Consider the following 23,677-nt stretch of genomic DNA (forward strand, 5'->3'; position numbering starts at 1 on the left):
TCTCCTCTTAACATTGCTTTATACATTTAGGTTTTGCCTCGCCCACCTACTTATTCTCCTTGTGTCAAACCTTCTAAATAATACACGCCGGCGGTATTGGTGACAGAAAAACGGCGTTGGCTGGTATCTTCTGTAGATACAGCTTCTACTCTAGCTCCTGCTAAGGCATTACCTTCAGCATTTGTGACTACACCAGAAAAACTGTAAGACTGAATTAAGGGTATGATAACAGAGGTATAACTACCAGCAACTACATTGACTGCAAAGGCACTAGTTTCAGCTCGCCAATCCAGAGGTAAACCAGCAGGATCAATGTCTATGCGATATTTTCCAGGGGTAAGGCGTAATTTAGTGCGATCGCTCCCCACTTCTGGGCGTAAACTGTTAGTAGGACGGTTATTAACTGACACCATCGCCCCTTCTGGATCTACATAGTATTCTTCCCCAGAGTCCCATTTACCATTGTTATTTTTATCTAGAAATGTTGTAATTAATAATCCCCCTTGGGTACGGAAGTAATTAGAACGGCGATCGCCCGGACTAACGCCCCCTTGAAAGTTTAAACTAGAAACTAAATCAATACTAAAACTTGATTGATTCGACGTGACCGATACCCTTTGATAACGTCCCCGCAATAACAAACCCGGTAACACAGTAGTTCCCACAGCAGCCACTAAACCGTTACCCACAGAACCCACACCATAACCTAACTGCGCTTCCCAGATATAGTTACCATCACTCGCTCTATCTTCCGAACGGTATCGCCAACCCAGAGTTAATAAATCATTATTGATATTTTGAGCGCGGGTTTCGTAATCTAACAACAACGAATGTCCCAAATTCAAAAACCTGCTGCGAGATAAATTATAACTAAGTTCCGAAAACGTACCAATTTCATTACCGCGCTGGCTAAACTCCCATGCGCCTAAACGTTGTCGTAAATTCCAGCGTAAGTTACTCTGAGTATCTAGACTAGCACGGGCGAAGGTAAAGAAATTTCTCCGACTATAATTAGCCTGAAAACCCGCAGATGTAGGGTTATTACTATCGGTCGTGGCAAATAAACTTAAACCACGTGCCACATTCCAGTTAATATTAAAACGATTAGAGAAGCGATCGCTACTAAATGTCGCTCTTAAATTTCTCGTGGGTTCATAGCGGATATTTGCAATTAAATCTAAATCTTCACCACCCAAAGCCGAAACCGCCACCTCTATAGGAAAATTACTAGGGCGATAAAATAACTCTGCTAACCCTTGCAGAGATTGATCATAGACACCACCCAGACCCAAAGTCAAATCTTCTGATACACCCCAACGTCCTGCGACACCACCGCGAAACTCAGAAAAATTACCCACTAAACTGGGATTTAACGCCGTGGAAGCTTCTCGACGCAAACCCCCAGAAACCAGCCAGGCTGAAGCACCAGCCGGAATTTGTCCCGGTACTGTAGAAAAGGTTGCATCACGTATTTCCGGTGTCGCTGTTAATCTCCCTTCCGGATAGATGAAAACTCGATAATTAGAAGTAAAAAATCGGTTATCGCTGGTAACATCTTCAAAGCGGTAAATTCCTGAAGAATCAACAAAAACTTCCCCCAAAACTCTAGTCCCAAAACCGGGAACTAATTGGACTAAACTTCCTGGTTCGGCTCTCCCTGTAATTGTCCTTCCTACCTGGGATGATTGCAACCTTTGACGGGGGTCTGAATTTCCCGGAGAAAAGTTTTCTGGTGGGGTAAAACCTTGGCGTTGAATATAAGTAAATCCCCAATAGTCATCAATTCTGGCACTTTCCCAAAAAGTGGGTTGTGAACCCAGAAATAAATCAGCTTTATCAGTTTGTCTGAGAAACTGCGCCTCGGAAATTTGCCATTGCTGTAAATTACCTAATTCTGGTTGACGTGTCCGCACAAACCAAGAACCATCAAAAACCGTACCATATGAATAGATGTACTTGACCCGACATTCAAGTTAGCTTTGTGATTACCTGAAACCTTTGCTATTTGTGCTAAAGTGGGAGTAGTAAAAACAGCATAATCTTGAACCACACCACTGAAGATAATATCAACACTTTGAGCTAGTGCAGAAGGGATAAATACTAAGCTACTGGTGAAGAGTAAAGATAGGGGAATTGCTAAGGGTTGAAACATTCAAATTACGATGATTACAAAATAGCAATCAACGAATATCATAGGGATGATAATATTACTGTATCCAGGCAATTCCTTTTATCAAATAACAGTAATTTCACTAAAAATATAAATTAAGGATAAAGCTGGGGACTGAGTATTGGGGACTGGGGACTGGGTATTGGGTATTGGAAACTAAAAATCTTTTTCTCCACACCTCCCACACTCCCCACACTCCCCACACTCCCCAAATCAATAGAGCTGCTCTAATTTGTGGAAGTCACGCTGTACTTCTAGGGAGAGTGCTTTATTGTTTGGGTCTGTTTTCAGGGCTTTTTTGAGATAAATTCTGGCTTTTAAGAGTTGCTTGTCGTTAATTAAAGCTCGTCCCCAAATTTGATAGGCTACTGCTTGCCATTGACGCACCTCTGGATCTGTGGGTAAACGTGCGGCTAAGGCTTCCACTAGGGCGATCGCCTGGGGGAATCTTCTTTCTTTTAAGAATCGTTGCAGTTGTTCGTAAGTCTTCCACTTCAACCGCCGTTCTATTTCCAAAATATTGGGTGGCTTGGGTATTGGCGGTTTTTCCACTGTGACAGTGGTTGCTGATGCTGTTGCGGAACCTGTGGATGTAGTACCATCATCTCTAATACTAGAGGAGTTCTTTGCTCCTGGGGTGATGTCCTCGGAAGGTACTACCGTTAAAAGGAATTTGTAAGCCTCTGTCAAGGCAATAAACTTATCTTTGGCTCTGATGTCATTTGGGTTGATATCAGGGTGATATTGCTGGGCTAGTCGTCTGTAAGACGCTTTGATGTCAGCAAAAGAGGCTCCTGACCTTAAACCCAATAAACGGTAGCAATCTCCAAGATCCATCTTGATCTATTATGTATATCTGCTTGCAGCTGGAAAGTTTTAACTATAAACACTCATCATATAATTTATAGTTCATATTTGACTGTTTTTGTGGAGTTTTAGTTTTTAGCGCAGTATTTAAGGTTAAAATCAGGCTATTTCCTGCCTTTTAAGCATCAATTTTTGGTGAGTGCAGGTTCATTTTGATGCCAAGAGACCCGGTTGATGAGACAATAAACATCAGAAATTGTACTTTTCTGGTTTCATGCCAGTCCAAAGGAATTTTAAAAGGAATTTTAACAAATGTGGAAAAAAATTGTATTCATTTTGCTTTTAGTGTTGAGCATTAGCTTGAGTAGTCCTGGTGTGGCTGCTGCGGCTGGATTCAAAAGTTTTGTAGACTCTTATGATGGTTATGAGTTTTTATACCCTAATGGTTGGTTACAAGTTAAGGTTGCCAATGGCCCTGATGTAGTTTTCCATGATTTGATTGAAGTATCAGAAAATGTTTCTGTAGTGATTAGCCCGGTTCCTGATCAGAAAAGTTTAGCGGAACTGGGAACACCGACAGAAGTGGGATATAAGTTAGGAAAAGCGGCTTTAGCTCCCCCTGATTCTGGTCGTTCGGCTGAGTTGGTTAATGCTTTTGAGCGGGAATCTCAGGGGAAAAAATACTACATTTTAGAATATCAGGTGACTTTGCCTAATCGGGAAGATAGACATAATTTAACTAGTGTGGCTGTTAGTCGTGGTAAGTTGTTCACTTTTAATGCGTCGATTCCCGAAAGACGTTGGCAGAGGGTTCAAGGTTTAATGGAAGATGTCGTAAATTCTTTCTCGGTGTATTAGGGATTTCCAGAAAATAAATTTCCCCATTTCATCAGAGCATATTTGTTCTTTATCCCCCCTGCTCCCTGCTCCCCACTCCCTACTTCCCAGCTATATCATGAAAATACCTGAATTTGTACTTGCTTCAGCTTCGCCAGCACGCCACCGATTGCTGCAAACTGTGGGAATTTCACCGATTGTTAAGCCTAGTGATTTTGATGAGTCGCAGGTGGAATTAGATGAACCTGCACAGTTGGTGCAAACTCTGGCAAAATGCAAGGCGGAAACTATCGCTCCACAGTTTGAATCGGCTTTGGTTATGGGTTGCGATTCGGTGTTGGCTGTGAATGGTAAGATTTATGGTAAGCCGGCTGATGCTGCGGAGGCGATCGCTCGTTGGCAATTAATGCAAGGTAAATTTGGCGACTTGTACACAGGCCATGTATTAATTGATTTGCGCCAAAACCAAACTTTGGTAAAGTGTCAGGTAACTAGGGTATATTTTGCCAAAATGAGCGATCGCACTATTCAAGCCTATGTCGCTACAGGAGAACCCCTGAAATGTGCTGGTGGTTTTGCACTAGAGGGTTTTGGTAGTTTATTTGTGGAAAAAATTTCTGGCTGTCACAGTAATGTGATTGGTCTGAGCTTACCCCTGCTGCGCCAGATGCTAGAAGATTTGGGTTATAACGTTAGCGATTTTTGGTAGAAATTATTTTTTTGCTATTGCGATCGCCAGCAGAAGGTAAACTGACATCAGATAGCATTTGCGAAAAAAAGATGTCATTAACTCCCACAACCTCCCTGCGAGAAAAACAACATCCCTTAATTCATCAATTGGCTGATTGTATTGAAGCCGTTTGGCATCAGCATTTAGAACTATCGCCATACAACCTACCATCAGAATTGGGGTATGTGGAAGGGAGACTGGAAGGAGAGAAACTGATTATTGAAAATCGTTGCTATCAAACGCCACAATTCCGGAAAATGCACTTGGAATTGGCAAAAGTGGGCAATATGCTCGATATATTGCATTGTGTGATGTTTCCCCATCCAGAATATGACTTACCCATGTTTGGTTGCGACTTAGTGGGGGGTAGAGGTCAAATTAGTGCGGCGATCGCTGACCTATCTCCGGTAAACTTAGAGCGTAAGCTACCAACATCATATAATACCGAACTCACAGCCCTGACAGAAGTGAACTTTTCCCAACCCCGTGAGTTACCAGAATGGGGTCATATATTCTCAGAATTTTGCCTTTTTGTCCGTCCCAGTTCCCCAGAAGAAGAAACAATGTTTCTTTCCCGCGTACAAGCATTCTTAGAGATACATTGTACCCAGGCGATCGCATCCAGTCCAGTTTCCCCAGCAAAAGCCCAAGAAATTCTCGCCGGACAAAGGAACTACTGTACGAAGCAGCAACAAAATGATAAAACCCGCAGAGTGCTAGAAAAAGCCTTTGGTGAAGAGTGGGCAGAAAATTACATGACCACAGTATTATTTGACCTACCAGAATAAAAAATACTTCCGGCTTGAGTGCTAAGTCAACAGTTATAGCAACCGCCAACGAGGTTAGGACATAAACGGATAAGAAAACCGAGACACCACAAGAGTCTGAACCCAGTCCCCAGTCCCCAGTCCCCAGTCCCCAGCTATATCTGTAAGTTCTGTTACGTTTTCCCCTAGCTGATGAATGTAGAATTTATTCAACTAAAGTTCAATGGAGTTAGACAACAGCAGCAAAGTCTGAGAGCAAAAATTCCCAATAGCAAATAGTAAGTAAACCAACATAGCAATTCATTGACCAAAAAGTTAAGGAAACTGTAATGTGAGGAATGCTCTCTTTGACATATATTTGTAGTTAGTAGTTAACTCATACCATTTCTTCATGATAGCTGGCGTGGGGTAGCCAGAAAAACGCCTAATTTGCTCATCACATCTATTTTACCCCGCGAATTAAGTGCAGTGTTTCATAGAGAAATGGGCAAACCCTAAATACTTAATTTTTCTGCAAATAAGCCTTTTGGAGACTGTTGATATAGCCTCTAAAAAACTTAATTGTAGTTAACTAAGTTTGAGAAAAAACTTGTGCAATTTTCCCAGCAAATACCCGTTTGCATGATTATTTTAGTAAATTTATACCAGGCTACCATCAGAAATTCTCTTTGAGTAATATAACTCTCAAGAATATACCAGGGAACAGGCTTAAAACTCTACAAAATCAATTAGACACCAAAAGGATTTTACCCTATCCCTACTCCCCAACTTTAAAGTGCATCTGCAAAGAGATTTTTAGTAATTAATCTTTGTGATCATCAGGATGCAAATTACCAAGTTTAATGCCAATTTGAAAAAAGCGTGCAATGCATACAAACATCATGAGATTAAATCTCCAGCCTCTTCATGACAAATCATGAATTAGGAAACAGTTTCACTAACCCTAATTCACCTGTTTATTTCCACAAACACAATTCAACCAACGGGCAACAACCATGTCAAGGGTGACTGAGAAGCCAAGCTCAGAAGAGCTGCTACTTGAGCCGGAACAACCTAAGATTTGGTGGGGTATTGCTGTAGCCCTGCCAATTGTCATAGCTGCTGGGCTACTAACTACAGCTAAAGTTGAACAACTGAAAAAAATAGGTATGCCAGTACCTGTAAAACCAGTAACTAATAATATTAGCGCCGTGGGGCGTTTGGAACCAAAAGGACAAGTTTTAAAACTCTCCGCCCCCACAGGTGGATTACAAGCCTCCTCACGAGTTCAGCAAGTATTTGTGAGTGAAGGTGAACGAGTTAAAAAAGGTCAAATGATTGCCATATTAGACAATCACGACACCCAACTAGCAATTGTAGAAGAAGCAAAAGCCAGACTACAGGAAACACGGGCTAATTTAGCACAAGTCAGATTAGGTTCCCCCAGAGACATTGAAGCTCAAACCGCAATTGTGGCTCGTTTGCAAGCCCAATTAAACGGAGAAAGGGACGCTCAACAGGCAACAATTACGCGCATAGCTGCTCAGTTGAGTGGAGAAAAACTGGCAATGCAAGCCACAGTTAATCGCCTAGAAGCTGAACTCACAGGACAACAAGACACTTTAAGAGCAACTATTTCCCGCATTCAAGCCGAACAAAGAAATGCTCAAGTTGATGTGGGACGTTATGAGATGTTGTACAGCGAAGGTGCAATTTCTCAACAAGAACGAGATAGGCGCAGACTCACCGCCGTAACTGCTAATCAGCAAGTTATTGAAAGCCAAGCTACCCTGCGACAAGCAGAAGCCACCTTACGACAACAACTGGCTGAGGCGAGGGCTAATCAGGTAAAAATCATCGCCACCTTGGAACAACAGTTAGTGGAAGCGAGAGTTAACCGAGATAAAACTATCACAGCTTTACAAAGTCAAATCAACGAAGAAGAAGCCAGACTCAAGAGGATTCAGGAATTTCGCCCCACGGATCTCCAAAGGGGAGAAGCTCAAGTTAATAATGCCTTAGCTAATCTTAAACGAGCCGAAGCAGAACTGAAATTAACTTACATTCAAGCCCCCATTAGTGGAGAAATTCTCACAGTTCATACAAAATCAGGGGAAGCTATCAACACAAATGGTATTGCTGAAATTGGAGAAACTAATGAAATGACTGTGGTTGCTGAAGTCCCAGAAGACAGAATTGGTCAAGTGAGTCTTGGTCAAATTGCTACTGTTAGCAGCGAAAATGGCGCATTTATGGAGGAATTAACCGGAACTGTTGTAGAAATTGGCCGGAAAATTGGTAAAAGAGATGTGCTGAGTACAGACCCAGTAGCAGATATAGATGCGAGAGTTGTGGAAGTGAGAATTGCTTTAACCCCAGAAGATAGTGAGCGTGTTTCTGGTTTCACTAATGCTAAGGTAATTACCCAGATTAATAAAGAACCAACTCTCATTGAGGATTAACAGTAATTGGTAGTAAAAATTTAACTCACACCACATTATTTTAGATTTTGGATGCTATTTTCCCATCCAAAATTTAACTTTTCATGTTTCACTTAGGCATTACCTATAGCAACGTCCAAGGAGGTTAGGACATAAACGGATAATAAAACTGAGACACCATTCAGGTCTTAACCCAGTCCCCAGTCCCCAGTCCCCAATATTATGGCTCATAAAATACCCCTGTCTTGGTTACAACTGACGAGAGATAAAACTCGCCTAGCAGTGGCTTTGGCAGGAATTGCCTTTGCCGATATTCTCATGTTTATGCAAATTGGTTTTCGGGATGCACTTTATTACAGTAATGTGCGTTTACATGGGAGCTTAAATGGCGATATTGTTGTCATTAATCAACAATCTAATGCTTTATTGGCAATGGAAACCTTTTCTCAAAGAAGGTTGTATAAAGCTTTAGAGTTACAAGCTGTGGAGTCAGTACATCCAATCTATTTAGATTATACAACTTGGCGGAATCCGGTTACAGGTCGCCCCCGGAGTATTTTAATTTTTGGGATGAATCCAGAATCCAATCTGTTTGATTTGCCTGGAGTGCAGCAGAATTTGGATAAGTTGAGATTACCTGATGTGGTTTTATTTGACCGTTCTTCTAGGGAAGAATATGGACCCATTGCTGCGGAGTTTGATCGCGGAAATTCTGTGACAGCAGAGGTACAAAGAAGACGGGTTAAGGTAGATGGACTATTTACTTTAGGGGCATCTTTTGGCGCTGATGGTAATTTAATTACCAGTGATGTAAATTTTTTAAGGATATTTACTAACCGTCAACGAGGGTTAATTGATATCGGTTTAATTAGATTAAAACGGGGGCAAAATGCTGATGTTATCGCTCAACAATTACGCAGTCATTTACCTGACGATGTGAATGTTTTAACCAAGGAACAGTTTATTGAATTTGAGCGCAATTACTGGGCGAGTAGTACCGCTATTGGCTTTATTTTCACTTTGGGAACAGTGATGGGTTTCATTGTGGGGACTGTAATTGTTTACCAAATTCTTTATACTGAGGTTTCAGATCATTTATCGGAGTATGCTACTTTGAAAGCCATAGGTTATACGCAGAGATACTTGTTAACAGTGATTCTGCAAGAGGCTTTGTTATTAGCTTGCTTAGGATATATTCCAGGGTGGATTATTGCTATGTTTATGTATTCTAGTGCTAGAGATGCTACACTTCTGCCTGTGTTTATGAGTTATGGGCGGGCAGTAACTGTGCTGATTTTAACCATAATTATGTGTTTTGTTTCCGGTGCGATCGCAGTTCGTAAATTACGCTCTGCCGATCCAGCAGATATCTTTTAAGCCGTATTGCTTTTCAATTACAAATTAAATCTAAATTGTCAATATTGCAGACAAAGTTTGATTTATAATTGATAAGTGATATCCATTATTTACAGGCACTACAGTTCACAGACAGAACTACTAATAACTAATCACACACGGGAATATGAGACAAAAACCTGTAATTGCTATAAAAAATCTCAACCATTACTATGGCAAAGGCGCACTTAAAAAGCAGATTTTATTTGATATTAACCTAGAAATTTATCCTGGGGAAATCGTGATTATGACTGGTCCATCAGGTTCAGGTAAGACAACTTTACTGAGTTTAATTGGTGGGTTGCGATCTGTACAAGAGGGCAGTTTACAGTTTTTAGGTGTAGAAATGTCTGGTGCTAATCAAAATAGATTAGTGCAAATTCGCCGCAATATTGGTTATATTTTTCAGGCGCACAATTTGTTGGGTTTTTTAAGTGCGACACAAAATGTACAAATGGCGGTGGAATTGAATGATCATGTCACTTCCCAGGAAGCAATTTCTAAATCCCAAGCGATGTTAGGGGCTGTTGGTTTACAGGATAGAGTCAGTTACTATCCAGACAGCCTTTCTGGTGGACAAAAACAAAGAATAGCGATCGCCCGCGCCTTGGTGAATAATCCTCCCTTAGTGTTAGCAGACGAACCAACAGCAGCTTTGGATAAACAATCAGGGCGCGATGTGGTGGAAATTATGCAAGGTTTAGCGAAAGAACAAGGAACAGCTATTTTACTTGTGACTCACGATAACCGGATTTTAGACATAGCTGATCGCGTTGTGGAAATGGAAGATGGTATCTTAGCACGTGATTCTCCTAGTGCCGTCGTGACTGAAAAACAATAACTTATACTCATAATCTCTAACTATATTACAGCACCCTGAAGTCAAAACTATTATTTAGGAGAAGGGGATCTTTTCATTGCGGAAGGCTTATCCTGTGCCGGGATATTTGCTTTACGGCTAGTGCGAAAAGTAACATTTACCCCTTCATTCGTTTGTTCTAGTACCAGTAGGGGCGTAGGTTTAGCCTTTTGATCCCAATGCATATAAATAATCCTGCCTTGAATTGTGGGTTGCCAATTATCTTCACCTTCCACGGGGCTAAGATAAGTTTCAATACAATCAATAATTTGGCTAATGGTGGCAGAAGTTGCTTGTGTCGGTAACTTAATTAACCGCATTTGCACCCGAAACAGCACCCGTTTAGCCACATTTGGACTCACACCAGTCTCATATTCCACATCAAAAACTTCATCAACCTGCCTACCACTACTAGCAATACCCACAATTCCGTGCTGCGCTTGATTGGGGCGGAGGGCTTGAGATATTTTATCTTTGACATGAACTTTAATTTGATTCAAAATCGCAAAGTGAAACACTTCTTCTGACATCCGCATTCGCAGATAATCTAGGTTGAAATCCCTTGAGTTAACTAAGTCGGGATTAGTTTCCATTTTCCGAATAGTTTCCAGCGCAAGTTTAAATTTCTTTTCTAATTCTCGCGCCCGTAATTTTTGAAATTTGATTTTTTTCTCTAATTGATCTATCTGCAATTTGCCATACAAAAACAAAGCAATGACCGTTAAGGCTAGTCCCCCAGTGGTTATAGCCATGATTGGTGGTAGTTGAGGGATATTAGCTAACACTGGTGGGGCAATGTTTGCTGTCTTGATGGTAGGAGATTGGGCAATAAACATGGAATTGGACATCATGGCATCATTGGTAAGTATAAACAAATGCTTTACTGATTATATTTAGGATTCCCAAATCTGGAATCTCATTTATCTATGCGGCGATTATTTTTGACAATTGACCTGTAACCGTGACAAAAAAAAGAATTGTCATAAAAATAGTATGTTAAAATTAAGCCTAGTATATACCCTCATCTAAAGTTCTCTGTGGGACACCGACCAACTCTTAAACAACTGTCTGGGGCTTCATTTAGCAATATTCGCTTAGTAGCTACAGATATGGATGGAACCCTGACTAAAAACGGCAAATTTTCGGCGACATTGCTACAAGCATTGGAAAATTTAGACGCTGCGGGGATGAAAGTGTTAATTGTCACTGGGCGTTCAGCTGGCTGGATGAGTGGAATTTGTCATTTAATGCCTGTTGTTGGTGCGATCGCAGAAAACGGCGGACTGTTTTACTCCTCTTTATATGAGGAACCAACGATTTTAACACCAATTTCGGAATTAGCATCCCATCGTCAGAATTTAAGTGTAGCTTTTACAGCATTAAAAACCAAATTTCCCCAAATTCAGGAGTCAGCAGACAATCGTTTTCGAGTCACAGATTGGACATTCGATGTGGGCGCTTTCAGTCTCAAGGAATTACAAATAATGGCTGATCTTTGCCAAGAAATGGGTTGGGGATTTACTTATAGTAATGTCCAGTGTCACATTAAACCCCAAGGGCAAGACAAAGCCGTGGGATTACTAACAGTGTTGCGAGAGTATTTACCTGAATTTTTACCAGCACAAGTAGTAACTGTTGGTGATAGTCCTAATGATGAAAGTTTATTTGATCCCGACCATTTTGATGTTTCGGTAGGTGTAGCCAATGTACTGAAATATGTAAATCAATTGCAACATCAACCTCAGTACATAACTAGAAATGCTGAAGGGGAAGGATTTTCTGAGTTATGTAGTTATATTTTGGGGAGGATGTAAATAATTAGCTAAAAGTCAAAAATCAAATGCTGGCTGTAAATTGAGTTGGCAATTATGTTATGTCCTCATGACCCTATCTGTCACCATACATTAGTTAACTGCCTCAGTGTGATTGCAATCATCGGTTTATCCTGAGAATAAACAGCTTTCGGTTGAATCTAAATAATTTGCTAGATTTAAGGTAATGAAGTCAAGCAAGTGGCATAATTGAGTAGAAATATTAATTTATCCGGATTTAAAGGTTAACGACTAGAACCAGAAATTCGCTTAAATGTACCGAAATTGACTGAAAATCCAGCAACAATATACATTGACAAGGGCAATTTATGAAGTTAGCATCCCCGATAGGCAATCACCACACCTTCAACTCTGTTCCATCCTCCCACCTGTAAATTAAGTCAGCGCCGTCGCTCTTAATATCGAGCAGAAAGCTAATATAGTGCTAAATGAATTTAGTAGCGCGGAGGAATTAAACCCTCAAAACGAATGAGAACAGACATCATAGGAATATGGCAAAGCTCAGTTTTTCTGAGGAGGAATGCCTGAATAGTTAGGCAATATCTGTGATGTTAATTATTGCTAAAATCTAAATCTATATCAAAAATTATTTATGTCAGTCCATGAAAGTAGTTTTGGAGACACCACAGATTTAATTATTGGTATTAGTCACCAGGAGGATTCCTCCTTGCAGAATAATTCTAATTCTGTAGGTAGTTTGGCCAGAAAAAAGGAAACTATTTCCACATTTCTAGCTCCCTTGACTAAAGACACTTTTAAACAAGTGGTTTCAGAAGTGGAGCAAAAATTACAGATTGTGCATCAAACCCTATCAATGTTGGATTCTCAGGGGTTTGAAACAATTCTGGAAGAAATGCTGCATTCTATTACCTTGAAAACAGGGGAGTTATTGGGTGCAGATCGGACAACAATATTTTTATTAGATGAAGAAAAGCAAGAACTTTGGTCAATTTTAGCCGAAGGGGAAGGAAAAGCTTCTTTAGAAATTCGCATTCCAGCAGATAAAGGGATTGCTGGGGAAGTGGCTACATTTAAGAAAGTTATCAATATTCCCTTTGATTTTTATCAAGATCCCCGTTCGACTTTTGCTCAGGCACAAGACAAGAGAACCGGGTATCGCACTTATACAATGTTAGCACTGCCACTGCTGAATGAAGAAGGCAAATTGGTGGCAGTGGTGCAATTACTCAATAAATTAAAGTCCTTTAACAATCCTAGTGATCCGATATCAGACCGGATTAATACTATTGGATTTAGCGAGGCTGATGAAAAATTATTCCAAGAATTTGCCCCTTCAATTCGTCTGATTTTAGAGTCGTCACGGTCATTTTATATAGCGACTCAAAAACAAAGGGCGTTGGCGGCGTTAATGAAAGCGATTAAGTCCCTGAGTCAAAGTAGCCTGGATTTAGAAGATACCCTGAAGCGGGTGATGGATGAGGCGAAGGAGCTAATGAATGCCGATCGCAGTACTCTGTGGTTAATAGATAGCGATCGCCAGGAATTATGGACAAAAATTACTCAAGATAACGGTTCGGATACAGAGTTGCGGATACCCATAGGGAAAGGCTTTGCCGGAATTGTAGCCGCATCTGGACAAAAGCTGAATATTCCCTTTGATCTATATGATCATCCTGACGCAGATACTGCTAAACAAATGGATCAGCAAAATGGCTACCGTACCTGTAGTTTACTGTGTATGCCAGTATTTAACGCCGATCAGGAATTGATTGGGGTGACTCAACTAGTTAATAAGAAGAAATCAGGAGATTTTCCGGCATATAACCCCGATAGCTGGCCTAAAGCTCCAGAATGCTTCCAAGCGAGTTTTGACCGCAACGATGAAGAGTTTATGGAAGCTTTTAATATTCAAGCTGGGGTAGCGTTGCAAAATGCCAAATTGTTTGCCACAGTCAAACAGCAAGAACAAACCCAACGGGATATTTTGCGTAGTCTTTCTAATGGCGTGATTTCTACAGATAAAGCCGGGGCGATTATTGCTGCCAATGAAAGTGCTAAACGCTTGTTAGGATTAGCAGCAGAAGACCGTTTAGAAGGTACATTAATTACTGAGGCGATCGCCATTAAAGAAGGTGACTTTAGTAAATGGTATCAGGAAGCGATACAAATCAAAGATTTCCAGATATCTCAGCAATATTATCCTGATCGGACACTTGTCAGTCATGGAATAGAACAGCATAGTATTAATTTGTCCATTAACACCATTGCTGATGCTAGCGATCACAAGCAAGTCCGGGGGGCGCTAGTGGTTATGGAAGATATCAGTGATGAAAAACGCCTCAAAAGTACCATGTACCGCTACATGACTCAGGAATTAGCGGAAGAATTACTCAAATTAGATGATGCTAAACTAGGGGGCGATCGCAAAGAAGTTACCATCTTATTTTCCGATATTCGCGGCTACACCACAATCACAGAAAACTTAGAAGCTGAAGAAGTGGTGAGTATGCTCAACGACTATTTTGAATCAATGGTAGAAGCCGTTTTTAAACATAAAGGCACTCTAGATAAATATATCGGTGATGCCATCATGGCCGTATTTGGTTCACCTCTACCCTTGGAAAACCACGCTTGGATGGCTGTGCAAACATCAGTAGAAATGCGCCATCGCTTACTGGAATTTAATGAACGTCGCCACGCTGGAAATAAACCCAGAATTAAAATTGGCATCGGCATCAACTCTGATACAGTCATCAGTGGTAATATCGGCTCTAGTAAACGGATGGAATTTACCGCAATTGGTGATGGTGTTAACCTTGGTTCCCGATTAGAAAGCATTAGTAAACAATACGGTTGTGACATTGTTCTCAGTGACAATACTTATAAACCCTGCCAAGAGCATATTTGGGCTAGAGAATTAGACTACATTCGCGTCAAAGGCAGAAATGAGCCAGTAGCTATTTACGAATTGGTGGGTTTACGTTCCGATCCCGTCAGTAGCGAAAAACTACAAGTAATTGAGCATTATCACAAAGGACGAGACTATTACCTCAATCGCCAGTTTACATACGCAAGAGCGGAATTTGCCAAAGTCTTAGCAGTAGATAACCAAGATAAAGCTGCTATGTTGCATCTTCTCCGTTGTCAGCACTGGTTACAATCACCCCCAACAGATTTTGAATGGGATCAAGGAGTTTGGACTTTTCAGGAAAAATAGTCCTGAGAGGATGTTTTAAAAGTTTTGGGCGAATATAATTCGCTACTACACAGGAAGACGCTTCGCGTCAAGTTTGTATAGCCGCGACTTCTAGTCGCCAGGGCTAGTAATAATCGATACTTTACAAACATCCTCTGAGACAACTGATGAGATTCATGGCTATTCCTATATGTCAACTTTCTATAAACATTCACCATAACTCTTTTACTCTTGAATTGATTCCACCTTTAGTTGAATAGTAAATTTCGCATACTAGTTTACTATATGGAGCAAAAGGTGAATCTTATCTTCAAGTTGTCACTTGAAAAAAAGAGTGAATATTGACATTGAACCAATCCCTGATTAGTCAGCATTATATCAATTTCACATTAACTGTATTCTTGTCCTTTGCTATGATATTTCCAGGAGAATGTCAGGACAAAATACCACCAAATATAGATGATAAAGAACTATCAATATTTTCTCAAAATATTAAAATTAACAAATTATCACCACCAATAACAGGAGATATACTTGTTACCCAAACACCAACTGCTGATTCAATTCAGCTTTTTCCTAACTGGAATGAAATAGATATTCCCGGAATACTCAATGCACCAGAAATTCCAGAATCTGAACTTACAGACACCAATGAAGAAACGACGGATACCCTCCTACCAAGACAAGCTCAAGAAGTAATTATTTTAAATGCTATTACTAATAGCGCTACTAGATACCCTGGGATTGTTCATCCCACAGACAACATAAAATTCTCATCTTTATTTAATCCCAACAATCATCAGAACTATACTGATTTATCGATCAAATTTGCTGCGGAAGAACCGATAATTCAGAGATTTAACTTTGCTAATTTTCCTAAACAAGAACAATTTTACTGGGTATTACCTGATAATCGGGTTGTGATTGAAACTCAGGGATGGCAGAGTCGAATATCTTATCAGGGTGAATCAACCGAGATTAAAAGGCGACAAACAGTCCGACTAACTCAAAGACTCTGGGGAAAGCAAGCAGTTTGGGCAATTCCCCAAAGTTTTGAACAACTCACAGGAGAAATTGATTTTACAAAAATTTATATCCAATCTATTGCCGCAGAAAGTATTAATCTTCAAGGAAATATTGCATCTCCTATTATTATCAATAGTCAATTTAATCAGGCAAAGTCAGATCTGAATATTTTTAGTTTACCGATTAATAATACTTTGAATTTATCTAATGCTTCAACTTATAGTTCCAGAGGGGGAGGCGCTTTATTTCAAAATTTAGATATAGAAAATTCACCCTTAATTTTACAAGCATTTCCTACTAATAACTTACAACCATTATTAGAAGATGGTCTATTTTTAGGTGCAAGAATTTCTCAAGAGAATTTAGAAGAATTAGGTATTTCTTGGGGAAACCCTTTAAATGGAGAAAATTCTGATTTTCAACCAGAAATTACATCTTTACCAGGAATCAAAGTTGGTCAGTTAGGCAAATTTGATAATGGGGATTTATTGAATATATTAGTCAATCCCTTTATTAGTGAACAGGAACGCCAGTTATATTACTTAAATTCTTTATATTGGGTTTCTTTAGGTCAAAGAGAACCCCAAGTTATTCGTAGTTCACAGCAAACAGAAAATTATAATTGGCATAAATTTGACTTTAGCCGTCCTCATAATCAGACTTTATTACAATACGATGCCGCAGAAACCAAGGGAACTTATACTAATATTTTTAGCAATCCTGGTATTTCCTTATCTTTATCCAACAATCAAAGGGAAGTAGATAAATTACAAACCGCTAATTCCACTATCGGAATGTTAATGGGAGGATTGTTTAAATTAATTAATCCTCAGAAGTTATCACAAAGTTTAACAGAAGCCAAAGCACGATTAGAGCGACAAGAGAATTTTGCACCTCTCAACTCCAAAGCCACCTCAGAAGAGAGAAGACAGATTAACGAACGACTTAACAGAACACTTTTACTGGGGAATCGTAGCAGTGCTTTAGAGCAAATTTCTGGAACATTCACTTTTCCGAGTTTGATTACACCTGATAGTTCTCATCTCTTCCAAGTTCGTACAGGTAATCACAAACGGGGAGTTCAGTTTATCAACGTCAATACTAATTGGAATGCAGGTAGTACATTTATTTCTAAACTCCAACTTTCTCAAAATAATTTTGGACCTTTATCATTTACGGGTGTACCCATTCCTGTAGACAAAACATCTGTTATTCCTAATAATCGTTCATCGGCTGTACAGGTGAATTTGATTACTCCTGAAGGTAGACAATTTGTGCAAAACTTTAACTCATTAGATATGATTGCTATACCCATGAATGTGCGTTCTGTCGATCTGGCTTTTGACCGTCTGGAACTGGCTCAATTGGGTCAAATTAATACTAAATTACAAACTTTTAGTGGTTATTTATATTTACCTACTGTGGAAGCATTATGGGCAGGTTCTTTTGGTAAGTGGAATTACAGCATTAATTCGGGAATTTGGTTTAACTTAAATTCTGACTCAGCATTTCAGATTGCTAATAATGTAGGTGTAGCAGAGCCAAATCTTGGTGTTTATGCTCGTGGGTTGTTAAATTTTATCCACACCCATCGGGAAGTGAATGCAGAGGGAGAAATCCAGGCTATTACTAACCATATTCCAGGTTTACGTTTTTTTTGGAACAGTGCAGCTAATTCCCCAAATCCTAATTATTTAAATTTGAGCTATTATTTTTCTCGTCAAGATAGAAGTTTAAATTATTCCCTAAATTCCGGAATTTTATTTATTGATAATCAACTTAATTTGCAAGACTCAGGATTTATACAGGGTAATTTGGCACTGAAAACAGGCTGGCAATTCACCACTTTTGTAGAAATAAATAATAATTTTTTCTATTCATTTGAAACCATTCAAACCCTTAATAATCATTGGGCTGTTGGGGCTTATCTACAAAATTTTAGAAATACTGAGAAAGGTATTAGGAATCGATTATCTGATTTATTTTACGGGTTAATTATTCAAAAGAATCTGGTGAATAATGGTATGGCTTGGGAATCACGTCTGGGTATTAGTGGTAATGGTTTGGAAGTTCGCTGGGAAGGAGGTTGGCAATTTTAAATAGCACAGGAATAATTAGACATTAAAAAGGACACAATACTCAGTGTCCGGATTAAATAATTTTATCTAAATTACTTATACTAATCTAAACCATCTGAACCAAGGGAAGTCCTGAGAATAGCTGTGTATTCATCTAGTGTGAGTGTACCGGATCTAAGTAAATCAATGACCGTACGTTCAATGAGATTAGCTTCTCCAGCAAGTAATACTGTGGGGCCAGCGAAGAGTGTTATGGTTGGGATAGTGGTTCTCGTAATGGGATCATGAAGTATAGTACCTGTAACTGTATATACACCACCACCGTTAGTGCCAAATAAATATGTGCCTTCCGGAGAAACTTTTTCGGCAGCCACCGTGGTGATATAACCACTAGGAGTAATAAATGTGATTGAACCTGTTAAACCGCCTTGTTCTGCTGTCAGGGTAATTAAGTCTTCGAGTATTTGTGCTGATGCGGGGACAGATGCAAAGGTTATGCAGCCAATAAAAGTTGCCAAGGATAGACTAGCTTTCCACAAAACTGAAACACAACTGGAACGTAAGTTCATAGAAGGAAACCCTTTGTTATGAGAACTTGAGCTTTGTTAGTTACGGAGTTGTTTTGTACAACTGGAAAGTGTCAGCTTGGTATTTAACTAAATGATAGCGTAAAGCCTATGGCATAGCTGCTTTTACTGCGTATTAGAATCTCTGTCCATTTATACCGGGGAGAGGTCGATCCACAGTGGTTATTTTGTATTAGAAGTGATGAAAATATTGGCAGCCGGAACTCTTTTGAACTGGTGCTGGCGCGAAAAGTTGAGCTAGTATGTGGCTGATTTGAAATTACCGCAGAGAAAGTGGCTCATAATAGTGAGCCTTTTTTTCTTATTCTGCATCGGGTGTGGCTTCTTCGTTAAACCACAGCAAACGTGCAGCCAGGACAGCAAATCCTATGGCTGCGATCGCCTTTAATATACGTGTAGGTAATAATTCTGCCACAGCACCCCCGGCTAATGCTCCTAAAAGACTAGTTAATAAAAGTGCGCCAGCTGTACCGAAAAATACTGCTTTACGAGACTGGGAACGTCCTGAAAGTGCGATCGCTGCTAGTTGGCTTTTGTCACCTAATTCTGAGAGAAAAACTGTAATAAAGCTGAGTCCTAAAAGATGCCAGTCCATATTTTTGGGGGAGTAGGGAGTAGGGAGTGGGGAGTGGGGAGTGGGGAGTGGGGAATGGGGAGTGGGGAGTAGAGAGTTTGTGAATTACGAATTAAAGATTACATCCCAAAACAACATCAGGGAAATGAACAGTAACATTATTCCTGCTGATTTTTCTACGGTTTTGGGACTGAGGCGATTAGCCATCCAACCACCTAAAAGTACACCTAATAAACTTGTGGTAATTAAAGCCACACCAGAACCAAGAAAGACTACCCACGGTGCGTGAGATTCCGCACTCATTAATAGGGTGGATAGCTGAGTTTTATCTCCGATTTCTGCGAGAAATATGGTTATGAAGGTGGTGGCGAAAGTTGCTACTACTGATTCCCGCTTTGGTTGACTATCGGTAACTACTGGCTCTAGTGGCTCAATGATGGCTGCTTTGATATTAGATTCGTTGGCATCTTTGATTTGGGGTTGGTTTTCAGTCTCAGAGGTGACGGATACAGAGTCAATTTTCACGGGTAGTAGTTTTATTAGGTTATTTTCATATTCTTCTCATTTTCTCAGATTGTTGTCATATTTTGCAACTCTTTTTGAGGGGGAGGAGGTTTAAACGCAAAGGTACGCAAAGTTTAGCGCAGAGGTACGCGAAGGTTTCTAGATACCGATGGCTTTGTCGAAGCGGAGGATTTCGAGGCTGCGATCGCCATATACTCCTTCTATTTGCTGACGACAGCAGTCAATAGCAAAATCATTGAGTTCTTCTGGCTCAATTCTGTACATATCCTCAAATATCTCTGAATCTACACGGCAGAACCGGGGGCGATTTGCATAGATTGTGCATTCTCGGCTGGTATGATCGAAGTTAATGCACCATCCTCCTTCACCTACCATACTCAGGTAAAGTTCTAGTTCTGGTGGTGAGAGATATTCTTCTAAATCTGGACGTTCTGCGGGGTCAAGATTACAGCAAGCGCCACATTGTTTTACACATTGCCAGTTTGCCATTTTATTGATTTTCCTATAATTTTGTTAAGTAAATTAAATGTAACAGCCTACGGCCAGATATGATTAATGTCGGGTTTTGTAACTGAAGTTACTGTGTTTTTTACAAAAAATTAAAAGGACAAGGGAAAAATGTTTGACGCTTTAAGCAATGTCAATTGGGAAGTTATCTTTCAGCTAGTTTCCGTAGGACTAATCATAATTTCTGGTCCAATAGTAATCTTTGTACTGGCGTTTCGCAACGGTGATATGTAAAAGTGCTGAATGCTGAGTGTATGAAAAGTTCATGCCTCAGCACTTAGTGCAGATAATGCCTGAAGAGCAGCTTGGATAATGTTGTCATACTTTGGTTGAGATATATCAACTTCTACAGAGTCTTGACGATTGTTGCCTAGTAGACCAATGGTATGTTCTGGTTGTATGACTAAGACTTTGCCTTCAGGATTTTTAATTCTTAATTCTGGTAAAATATCGTTTTGATAGACACCGCAGGTATAGTGTCGCTGCTGGTAATGAAAGTTGGCTTTTAATGGACTAGCTGGCGAGTGCTGAAATTTATTCCATAGCTCAGATGGGTCTAGCCGTTGGGAATTAAAATCCTCATGGGGGAGTCTGAAACCGAGTAGCTCTAACTCAATGGTTGTATTGCCATTAAAGTGGTTCTCTCGCAGCTTGTAAGCAATATCAATTCGCGGTGGTAGGGGGAAGTAGTCGCGCCATCGCCAGGCGATCGCTTTCATTTTATACTGCTGGTGATTAATAGTTTGGCTGAGTGTCAATTTAATGTGACCTTTACCAACGATTTTTTGCTCAATCACTTGTACCTGAGATGTCCAGAATAAGGGATCAGGATTTTCCATACCGCAGGGATGCAGAGAATTTAACTGTTGGTAAAGTTGGTAATTGATGTGATTAAAATCAAGTTGAGCATCAATTTTTACTAAAGGTTTGAGGTGTTGCAGTTCTAGACACTGATGAGCAAATTCACTCAAGCGCGATCGCAATATCTGCAAATTCTCAGCTGGTAAAGAAAAACCTCCGGCGGCTTTGTGTCCCCCAAATTTACCTAATAAATCATGAGCATATTGTAACGCCTCAAAGACATTAAACTCAGGAATCCCACGGGCAGAACCGCGAATGTGTGTTTCATCTTCATAAGTGCCAATAAACACAGGCACACCGTAGCGCTCCACTAAGCGAGAGGCGACAATCCCAATTACACCATGATGCCAATTAGGTTGTACAACCACTAATACCCGGTCTTGGGGGAGATCATCGACAAACTCAGCCTCTACATAGGCGATCGCCTGTTGTTCAATTTCCTCGCATAATTGCTGACGACTAGTGTTAGTTAACTCACATTGCATCGCACATTCCAGGGCAACCCTCATATCATCTGTAGTCAATAATTCAATCACCGTTTGAGGATCACCAATGCGACCAATAGCATTAATCCGTGGCCCCAAACGAAAGCCAATATCTTCAGGCTTTAAACTTTTCGCAGACGATACCGAGAGACTCTTTCCCCCTGCTCCCTGCTCCCTGCTCCCTGCTCCCTGCTCCCCTTCGACTGCGCTCAGGGCAAGCCTGCTCCCTGCTCCCTGCTCCCCCGCCTCTTCCCTCACCTCTAACCCAGCCACTTGAATTAACGCCTGAACTCCTGGTAAATGAGATTTCGGTAAATGCTTTAAACCACGTTTTACCCAGCGCCGATTCACCCCTGTTAACGGAGCTAAGTCTGCAATGGTTCCCAGGGTAAATAACGCCAACATCGGCTGCACTAAACCTTTAATTTCTCCTAACTGTTGCGCTAGAGATACCGCTAAAATGTAAGCCACACCCACACCCGCAACACTGCGATAAGGTGAAGATTCGGCAATCAGTTTGGGGTTGAGAATGGCGTTAGCTGGGGGTAATTTCGGGGGGATGTCGTGGTGGTCAGTAACAATCACATTCAGACCCAGTTCTCTAGCTCTGGCGATGGGTTCATAGGCAGAAATCCCATTATCTACAGTCAAAATCAGATTTACACCCTCGCTGTGAAATTCTTCCACAATGCGTTGATTAATCCCATAACCATCGTGCATCCGACTGGGGATAGCATAATCCACTTGCGCGCCTAAACTGCGGAGACTACGCAACAGTAAAGCGGTGCTAGTCATACCATCAGCATCATAGTCACCACAGATAGCAATTTTAGCTTTCGTTGCGATCGCCTCTTGCAACAACTCCACACTCACCGCCAAATCCGGAAACTCTTCTAAAGGCGAAGGTAAAACCAAAGACTCTGGATTTAAAAAACCTGCTGCGGCTTCTGCTGTAGTAATGCCACGATTAATCAATAACTGGCTAATAATTGGGGAAACATCGGTTAACTTCGCTAAATTTTCCGCCAATTCTGGTTGCTGTGGATAAATTTGCCAACGTTGATTAGGTAAGCCGTGGTGAGATGTTATTGGTTGAGGGAAAACTTGGTTGAGCATCAATACGATTGGGGACTGGGGACTGGGGATTAGTATTTAAGGTTGACAATTTTTCGGAGATATTTGTAAAATTGGGATAATAATTTAACACTATTTAACACTTCACACACCTAATTATATGCAAAAGCTGGCGCTAACTGCGGGAATCAGCCTGTTATGTAGTTTAGTTATCAGTCAGCCAGTTAAAGCTGCCAATTTTACCTTCAGTCCCACAGTGACATTTGAAGTTATAGATGGTGGTTTTTCAGGAGAGTTCGATGGTTTAGGAGATGAGGTTTTTCCTAATAATTTTGATACTGTAGTTTTAGGCGCTCAAGGAGAATCAGCAGAATTTGCCGAATTTGATCTAGCTGAATTTTCTCTCCCACCTTTGCAAGTAATTACAAGTGCTATTTTCCAAGCAGAAATATATAGTATACAAACCTCTGGTCTTGGTGCTGCCTTTGGTATTCCGCCTCGTAGCTTGGGAGTATTTGGATATGTAGGTAATGGGGAAGTCAACGCCTCTGCTTTACAGGCAGGGACGCTGTTAAATACAATTGACACATCAACTGTTATCGGTGGAGAAATCATCACTTTTGACGTGACTTCCTTTGTGCAGAATTTAGTTAGTAATGGTGATAGATTTGTTGGTTTAGCAATTCGCGCCCAAGACCCAGGTGCTTTAACATTAGGTGGAGCTAATTTCCCTGGGATAACTCCCCAATTAATCATTACAACAGCGCCTATTACCAGCAGTGTTCCGGAATCTGCTAATGTTTTCAGTTTATTAGGCTTTGGTGTTTTAGGTCTAGGAAGAGTGATACTGAAACGCTCAATTCGACGTTGATAGAACTTACGCACACTCTACGAGTTCTTGGCGTTCTTGGCGACTTGGCGGTTCGATAAATTAACGTGAGTTCGACGGAGAGGAAGGGGCAAAAAGCTTGCTGTGTAAGAATTTG

20 protein-coding genes are annotated in these 23,677 nt (G+C 40.5%); 11 read left to right on the top strand and 9 right to left on the bottom strand.

Annotated elements, in window-relative coordinates; translation table 11 throughout:
• Window positions 1-50: 50 nt before the first annotated feature.
• The 3 genes from ACM0OP_RS18770 to ACM0OP_RS18780 form a co-directional block, all read right to left on the bottom strand.
• Window positions 51-1,913 (bottom strand): carboxypeptidase regulatory-like domain-containing protein, encoded by a 1,863-nt coding sequence (locus tag ACM0OP_RS18770; protein ID WP_414529942.1) that lies wholly within the window; start codon window positions 1,911-1,913, stop codon window positions 51-53.
• Window positions 1,889-2,152, bottom strand: a complete 264-nt coding sequence (locus ACM0OP_RS18775) for a hypothetical protein (protein ID WP_414529943.1) — start codon at window positions 2,150-2,152, stop codon at window positions 1,889-1,891. Before ACM0OP_RS18775 ends, ACM0OP_RS18770 begins: the two co-directional genes overlap by 25 nt.
• Before the next feature lie 231 nt (window positions 2,153-2,383).
• Window positions 2,384-3,007, bottom strand: a complete 624-nt coding sequence (locus ACM0OP_RS18780) for a J domain-containing protein (protein ID WP_414529944.1) — start codon at window positions 3,005-3,007, stop codon at window positions 2,384-2,386.
• Window positions 3,008-3,289: 282 nt separating this feature from the next.
• Between ACM0OP_RS18780 and psbP the strand changes: the two genes are divergently transcribed.
• The 6 genes from psbP (at window position 3,290) to ACM0OP_RS18810 (ending at window position 9,967) form a co-directional block, all read left to right on the top strand.
• Window positions 3,290-3,835 carry a photosystem II reaction center PsbP gene (gene psbP, locus ACM0OP_RS18785; RefSeq protein WP_414529945.1) on the top strand — a complete coding sequence of 182 codons (546 nt, stop codon included), beginning with the start codon at window positions 3,290-3,292 and terminating at the stop codon, window positions 3,833-3,835.
• Between the two features lie 97 nt (window positions 3,836-3,932).
• Window positions 3,933-4,523: a Maf family protein gene (locus ACM0OP_RS18790; RefSeq protein ID WP_414529946.1), complete on the top strand. Its 591-nt coding sequence runs from the start codon at window positions 3,933-3,935 to the stop codon at window positions 4,521-4,523.
• Window positions 4,524-4,594: 71 nt separating this feature from the next.
• The gene (locus ACM0OP_RS18795; protein WP_414529960.1) at window positions 4,595-5,332 is read left to right on the top strand and encodes a phycocyanobilin:ferredoxin oxidoreductase; all 738 of its coding nucleotides are present in this window, start codon (window positions 4,595-4,597) and stop codon (window positions 5,330-5,332) included.
• A 974-nt stretch (window positions 5,333-6,306) separates the two neighbouring features.
• A complete protein-coding gene (locus tag ACM0OP_RS18800; protein ID WP_414529947.1) occupies window positions 6,307-7,752 on the top strand; it encodes an HlyD family efflux transporter periplasmic adaptor subunit in 1,446 nt (481 codons plus the stop codon).
• Between the two features lie 201 nt (window positions 7,753-7,953).
• Entirely contained in the window at window positions 7,954-9,108 is a 1,155-nt protein-coding gene (devC, locus tag ACM0OP_RS18805) for an ABC transporter permease DevC (protein ID WP_414529948.1), read from the top strand.
• A gap of 145 nt (window positions 9,109-9,253) precedes the next feature.
• Window positions 9,254-9,967 carry a DevA family ABC transporter ATP-binding protein gene (locus ACM0OP_RS18810; RefSeq protein ID WP_414529949.1) on the top strand — a complete coding sequence of 238 codons (714 nt, stop codon included), beginning with the start codon at window positions 9,254-9,256 and terminating at the stop codon, window positions 9,965-9,967.
• A 50-nt stretch (window positions 9,968-10,017) separates the two neighbouring features.
• On the opposite strand, the gene ACM0OP_RS18815 is transcribed toward ACM0OP_RS18810, so the two are convergent.
• The gene (locus tag ACM0OP_RS18815) at window positions 10,018-10,833 is read right to left on the bottom strand and encodes a hypothetical protein (protein WP_414529961.1); all 816 of its coding nucleotides are present in this window, start codon (window positions 10,831-10,833) and stop codon (window positions 10,018-10,020) included.
• Between the two features lie 189 nt (window positions 10,834-11,022).
• Here ACM0OP_RS18815 and ACM0OP_RS18820 point away from each other — a divergent pair, with 189 nt between their 5' ends.
• The 3 genes from ACM0OP_RS18820 to ACM0OP_RS18830 all read left to right on the top strand — a co-directional run bounded on the left by ACM0OP_RS18820 (window position 11,023) and on the right by ACM0OP_RS18830 (window position 18,099).
• On the top strand, window positions 11,023-11,799 hold the full coding sequence (locus ACM0OP_RS18820; RefSeq protein WP_414529950.1) for an HAD family hydrolase: 777 nt from the start codon (window positions 11,023-11,025) through the stop codon (window positions 11,797-11,799).
• A 610-nt stretch (window positions 11,800-12,409) separates the two neighbouring features.
• Entirely contained in the window at window positions 12,410-14,995 is a 2,586-nt protein-coding gene (locus ACM0OP_RS18825; RefSeq protein ID WP_414529951.1) for a GAF domain-containing protein, read from the top strand.
• A 320-nt stretch (window positions 14,996-15,315) separates the two neighbouring features.
• Window positions 15,316-18,099: a hypothetical protein gene (locus ACM0OP_RS18830; protein ID WP_414529952.1), complete on the top strand. Its 2,784-nt coding sequence runs from the start codon at window positions 15,316-15,318 to the stop codon at window positions 18,097-18,099.
• Window positions 18,100-18,179: 80 nt separating this feature from the next.
• Here ACM0OP_RS18830 and ACM0OP_RS18835 read toward each other — a convergent pair whose 3' ends face one another.
• The 4 genes from ACM0OP_RS18835 to ACM0OP_RS18850 all read right to left on the bottom strand — a co-directional run bounded on the left by ACM0OP_RS18835 (window position 18,180) and on the right by ACM0OP_RS18850 (window position 20,253).
• Window positions 18,180-18,647 (bottom strand): hypothetical protein, encoded by a 468-nt coding sequence (locus tag ACM0OP_RS18835; RefSeq protein WP_414529953.1) that lies wholly within the window; start codon window positions 18,645-18,647, stop codon window positions 18,180-18,182.
• A 319-nt stretch (window positions 18,648-18,966) separates the two neighbouring features.
• On the bottom strand, window positions 18,967-19,260 hold the full coding sequence (locus ACM0OP_RS18840) for a TMEM165/GDT1 family protein (protein WP_414529954.1): 294 nt from the start codon (window positions 19,258-19,260) through the stop codon (window positions 18,967-18,969).
• An 84-nt stretch (window positions 19,261-19,344) separates the two neighbouring features.
• Window positions 19,345-19,764, bottom strand: a complete 420-nt coding sequence (locus ACM0OP_RS18845; RefSeq protein ID WP_414529955.1) for a TMEM165/GDT1 family protein — start codon at window positions 19,762-19,764, stop codon at window positions 19,345-19,347.
• Between the two features lie 138 nt (window positions 19,765-19,902).
• The gene (locus ACM0OP_RS18850; protein ID WP_414529956.1) at window positions 19,903-20,253 is read right to left on the bottom strand and encodes a YkgJ family cysteine cluster protein; all 351 of its coding nucleotides are present in this window, start codon (window positions 20,251-20,253) and stop codon (window positions 19,903-19,905) included.
• 129 nt (window positions 20,254-20,382) lie between these two features.
• Here ACM0OP_RS18850 and psb30 point away from each other — a divergent pair, with 129 nt between their 5' ends.
• Window positions 20,383-20,505, top strand: a complete 123-nt coding sequence (gene psb30, locus ACM0OP_RS18855) for a photosystem II reaction center protein Ycf12/Psb30 (RefSeq protein WP_414529957.1) — start codon at window positions 20,383-20,385, stop codon at window positions 20,503-20,505.
• Window positions 20,506-20,534: 29 nt separating this feature from the next.
• On the opposite strand, the gene ACM0OP_RS18860 is transcribed toward psb30, so the two are convergent.
• Complete coding sequence (locus ACM0OP_RS18860) at window positions 20,535-22,733, bottom strand: single-stranded-DNA-specific exonuclease RecJ (RefSeq protein WP_414529958.1); 2,199 nt, start codon at window positions 22,731-22,733, stop codon at window positions 20,535-20,537.
• 118 nt (window positions 22,734-22,851) lie between these two features.
• On the opposite strand from ACM0OP_RS18860, the gene ACM0OP_RS18865 reads away from it, so the two are divergent.
• Window positions 22,852-23,562 carry a PEP-CTERM sorting domain-containing protein gene (locus tag ACM0OP_RS18865; RefSeq protein WP_414529959.1) on the top strand — a complete coding sequence of 237 codons (711 nt, stop codon included), beginning with the start codon at window positions 22,852-22,854 and terminating at the stop codon, window positions 23,560-23,562.
• The last annotated feature ends 115 nt before the right edge of the window (window positions 23,563-23,677 follow it).

The sequence above is a fragment of the Nodularia chucula CCY0103 genome (assembly GCF_963923915.1).
Classification (GTDB): domain Bacteria; phylum Cyanobacteriota; class Cyanobacteriia; order Cyanobacteriales; family Nostocaceae; genus Nodularia; species Nodularia chucula.

Excerpts from the sequence above, each read along its gene's own strand:
- ACM0OP_RS18775 (WP_414529943.1), bottom strand. The coding sequence starts at position 2,152 with ATGTTTCAACCCTTAGCAATTCCCCTATCTTTACTCTTCACCAGTAGC.
- ACM0OP_RS18780 (WP_414529944.1), bottom strand. The coding sequence starts at position 3,007 with ATGGATCTTGGAGATTGCTACCGTTTATTGGGTTTAAGGTCAGGAGCC.
- psbP (WP_414529945.1), top strand. The coding sequence starts at position 3,290 with ATGTGGAAAAAAATTGTATTCATTTTGCTTTTAGTGTTGAGCATTAGC.
- ACM0OP_RS18790 (WP_414529946.1), top strand. The coding sequence starts at position 3,933 with ATGAAAATACCTGAATTTGTACTTGCTTCAGCTTCGCCAGCACGCCAC.
- ACM0OP_RS18795 (WP_414529960.1), top strand. The coding sequence starts at position 4,595 with ATGTCATTAACTCCCACAACCTCCCTGCGAGAAAAACAACATCCCTTA.
- ACM0OP_RS18800 (WP_414529947.1), top strand. The coding sequence starts at position 6,307 with ATGTCAAGGGTGACTGAGAAGCCAAGCTCAGAAGAGCTGCTACTTGAG.
- devC (WP_414529948.1), top strand. The coding sequence starts at position 7,954 with ATGGCTCATAAAATACCCCTGTCTTGGTTACAACTGACGAGAGATAAA.
- ACM0OP_RS18810 (WP_414529949.1), top strand. The coding sequence starts at position 9,254 with ATGAGACAAAAACCTGTAATTGCTATAAAAAATCTCAACCATTACTAT.
- ACM0OP_RS18815 (WP_414529961.1), bottom strand. The coding sequence starts at position 10,833 with ATGTCCAATTCCATGTTTATTGCCCAATCTCCTACCATCAAGACAGCA.
- ACM0OP_RS18825 (WP_414529951.1), top strand. The coding sequence starts at position 12,410 with ATGTCAGTCCATGAAAGTAGTTTTGGAGACACCACAGATTTAATTATT.
- ACM0OP_RS18835 (WP_414529953.1), bottom strand. The coding sequence starts at position 18,647 with ATGAACTTACGTTCCAGTTGTGTTTCAGTTTTGTGGAAAGCTAGTCTA.
- ACM0OP_RS18840 (WP_414529954.1), bottom strand. The coding sequence starts at position 19,260 with ATGGACTGGCATCTTTTAGGACTCAGCTTTATTACAGTTTTTCTCTCA.
- ACM0OP_RS18850 (WP_414529956.1), bottom strand. The coding sequence starts at position 20,253 with ATGGCAAACTGGCAATGTGTAAAACAATGTGGCGCTTGCTGTAATCTT.
- psb30 (WP_414529957.1), top strand. The coding sequence starts at position 20,383 with ATGTTTGACGCTTTAAGCAATGTCAATTGGGAAGTTATCTTTCAGCTA.
- ACM0OP_RS18860 (WP_414529958.1), bottom strand. The coding sequence starts at position 22,733 with ATGCTCAACCAAGTTTTCCCTCAACCAATAACATCTCACCACGGCTTA.
- ACM0OP_RS18865 (WP_414529959.1), top strand. The coding sequence starts at position 22,852 with ATGCAAAAGCTGGCGCTAACTGCGGGAATCAGCCTGTTATGTAGTTTA.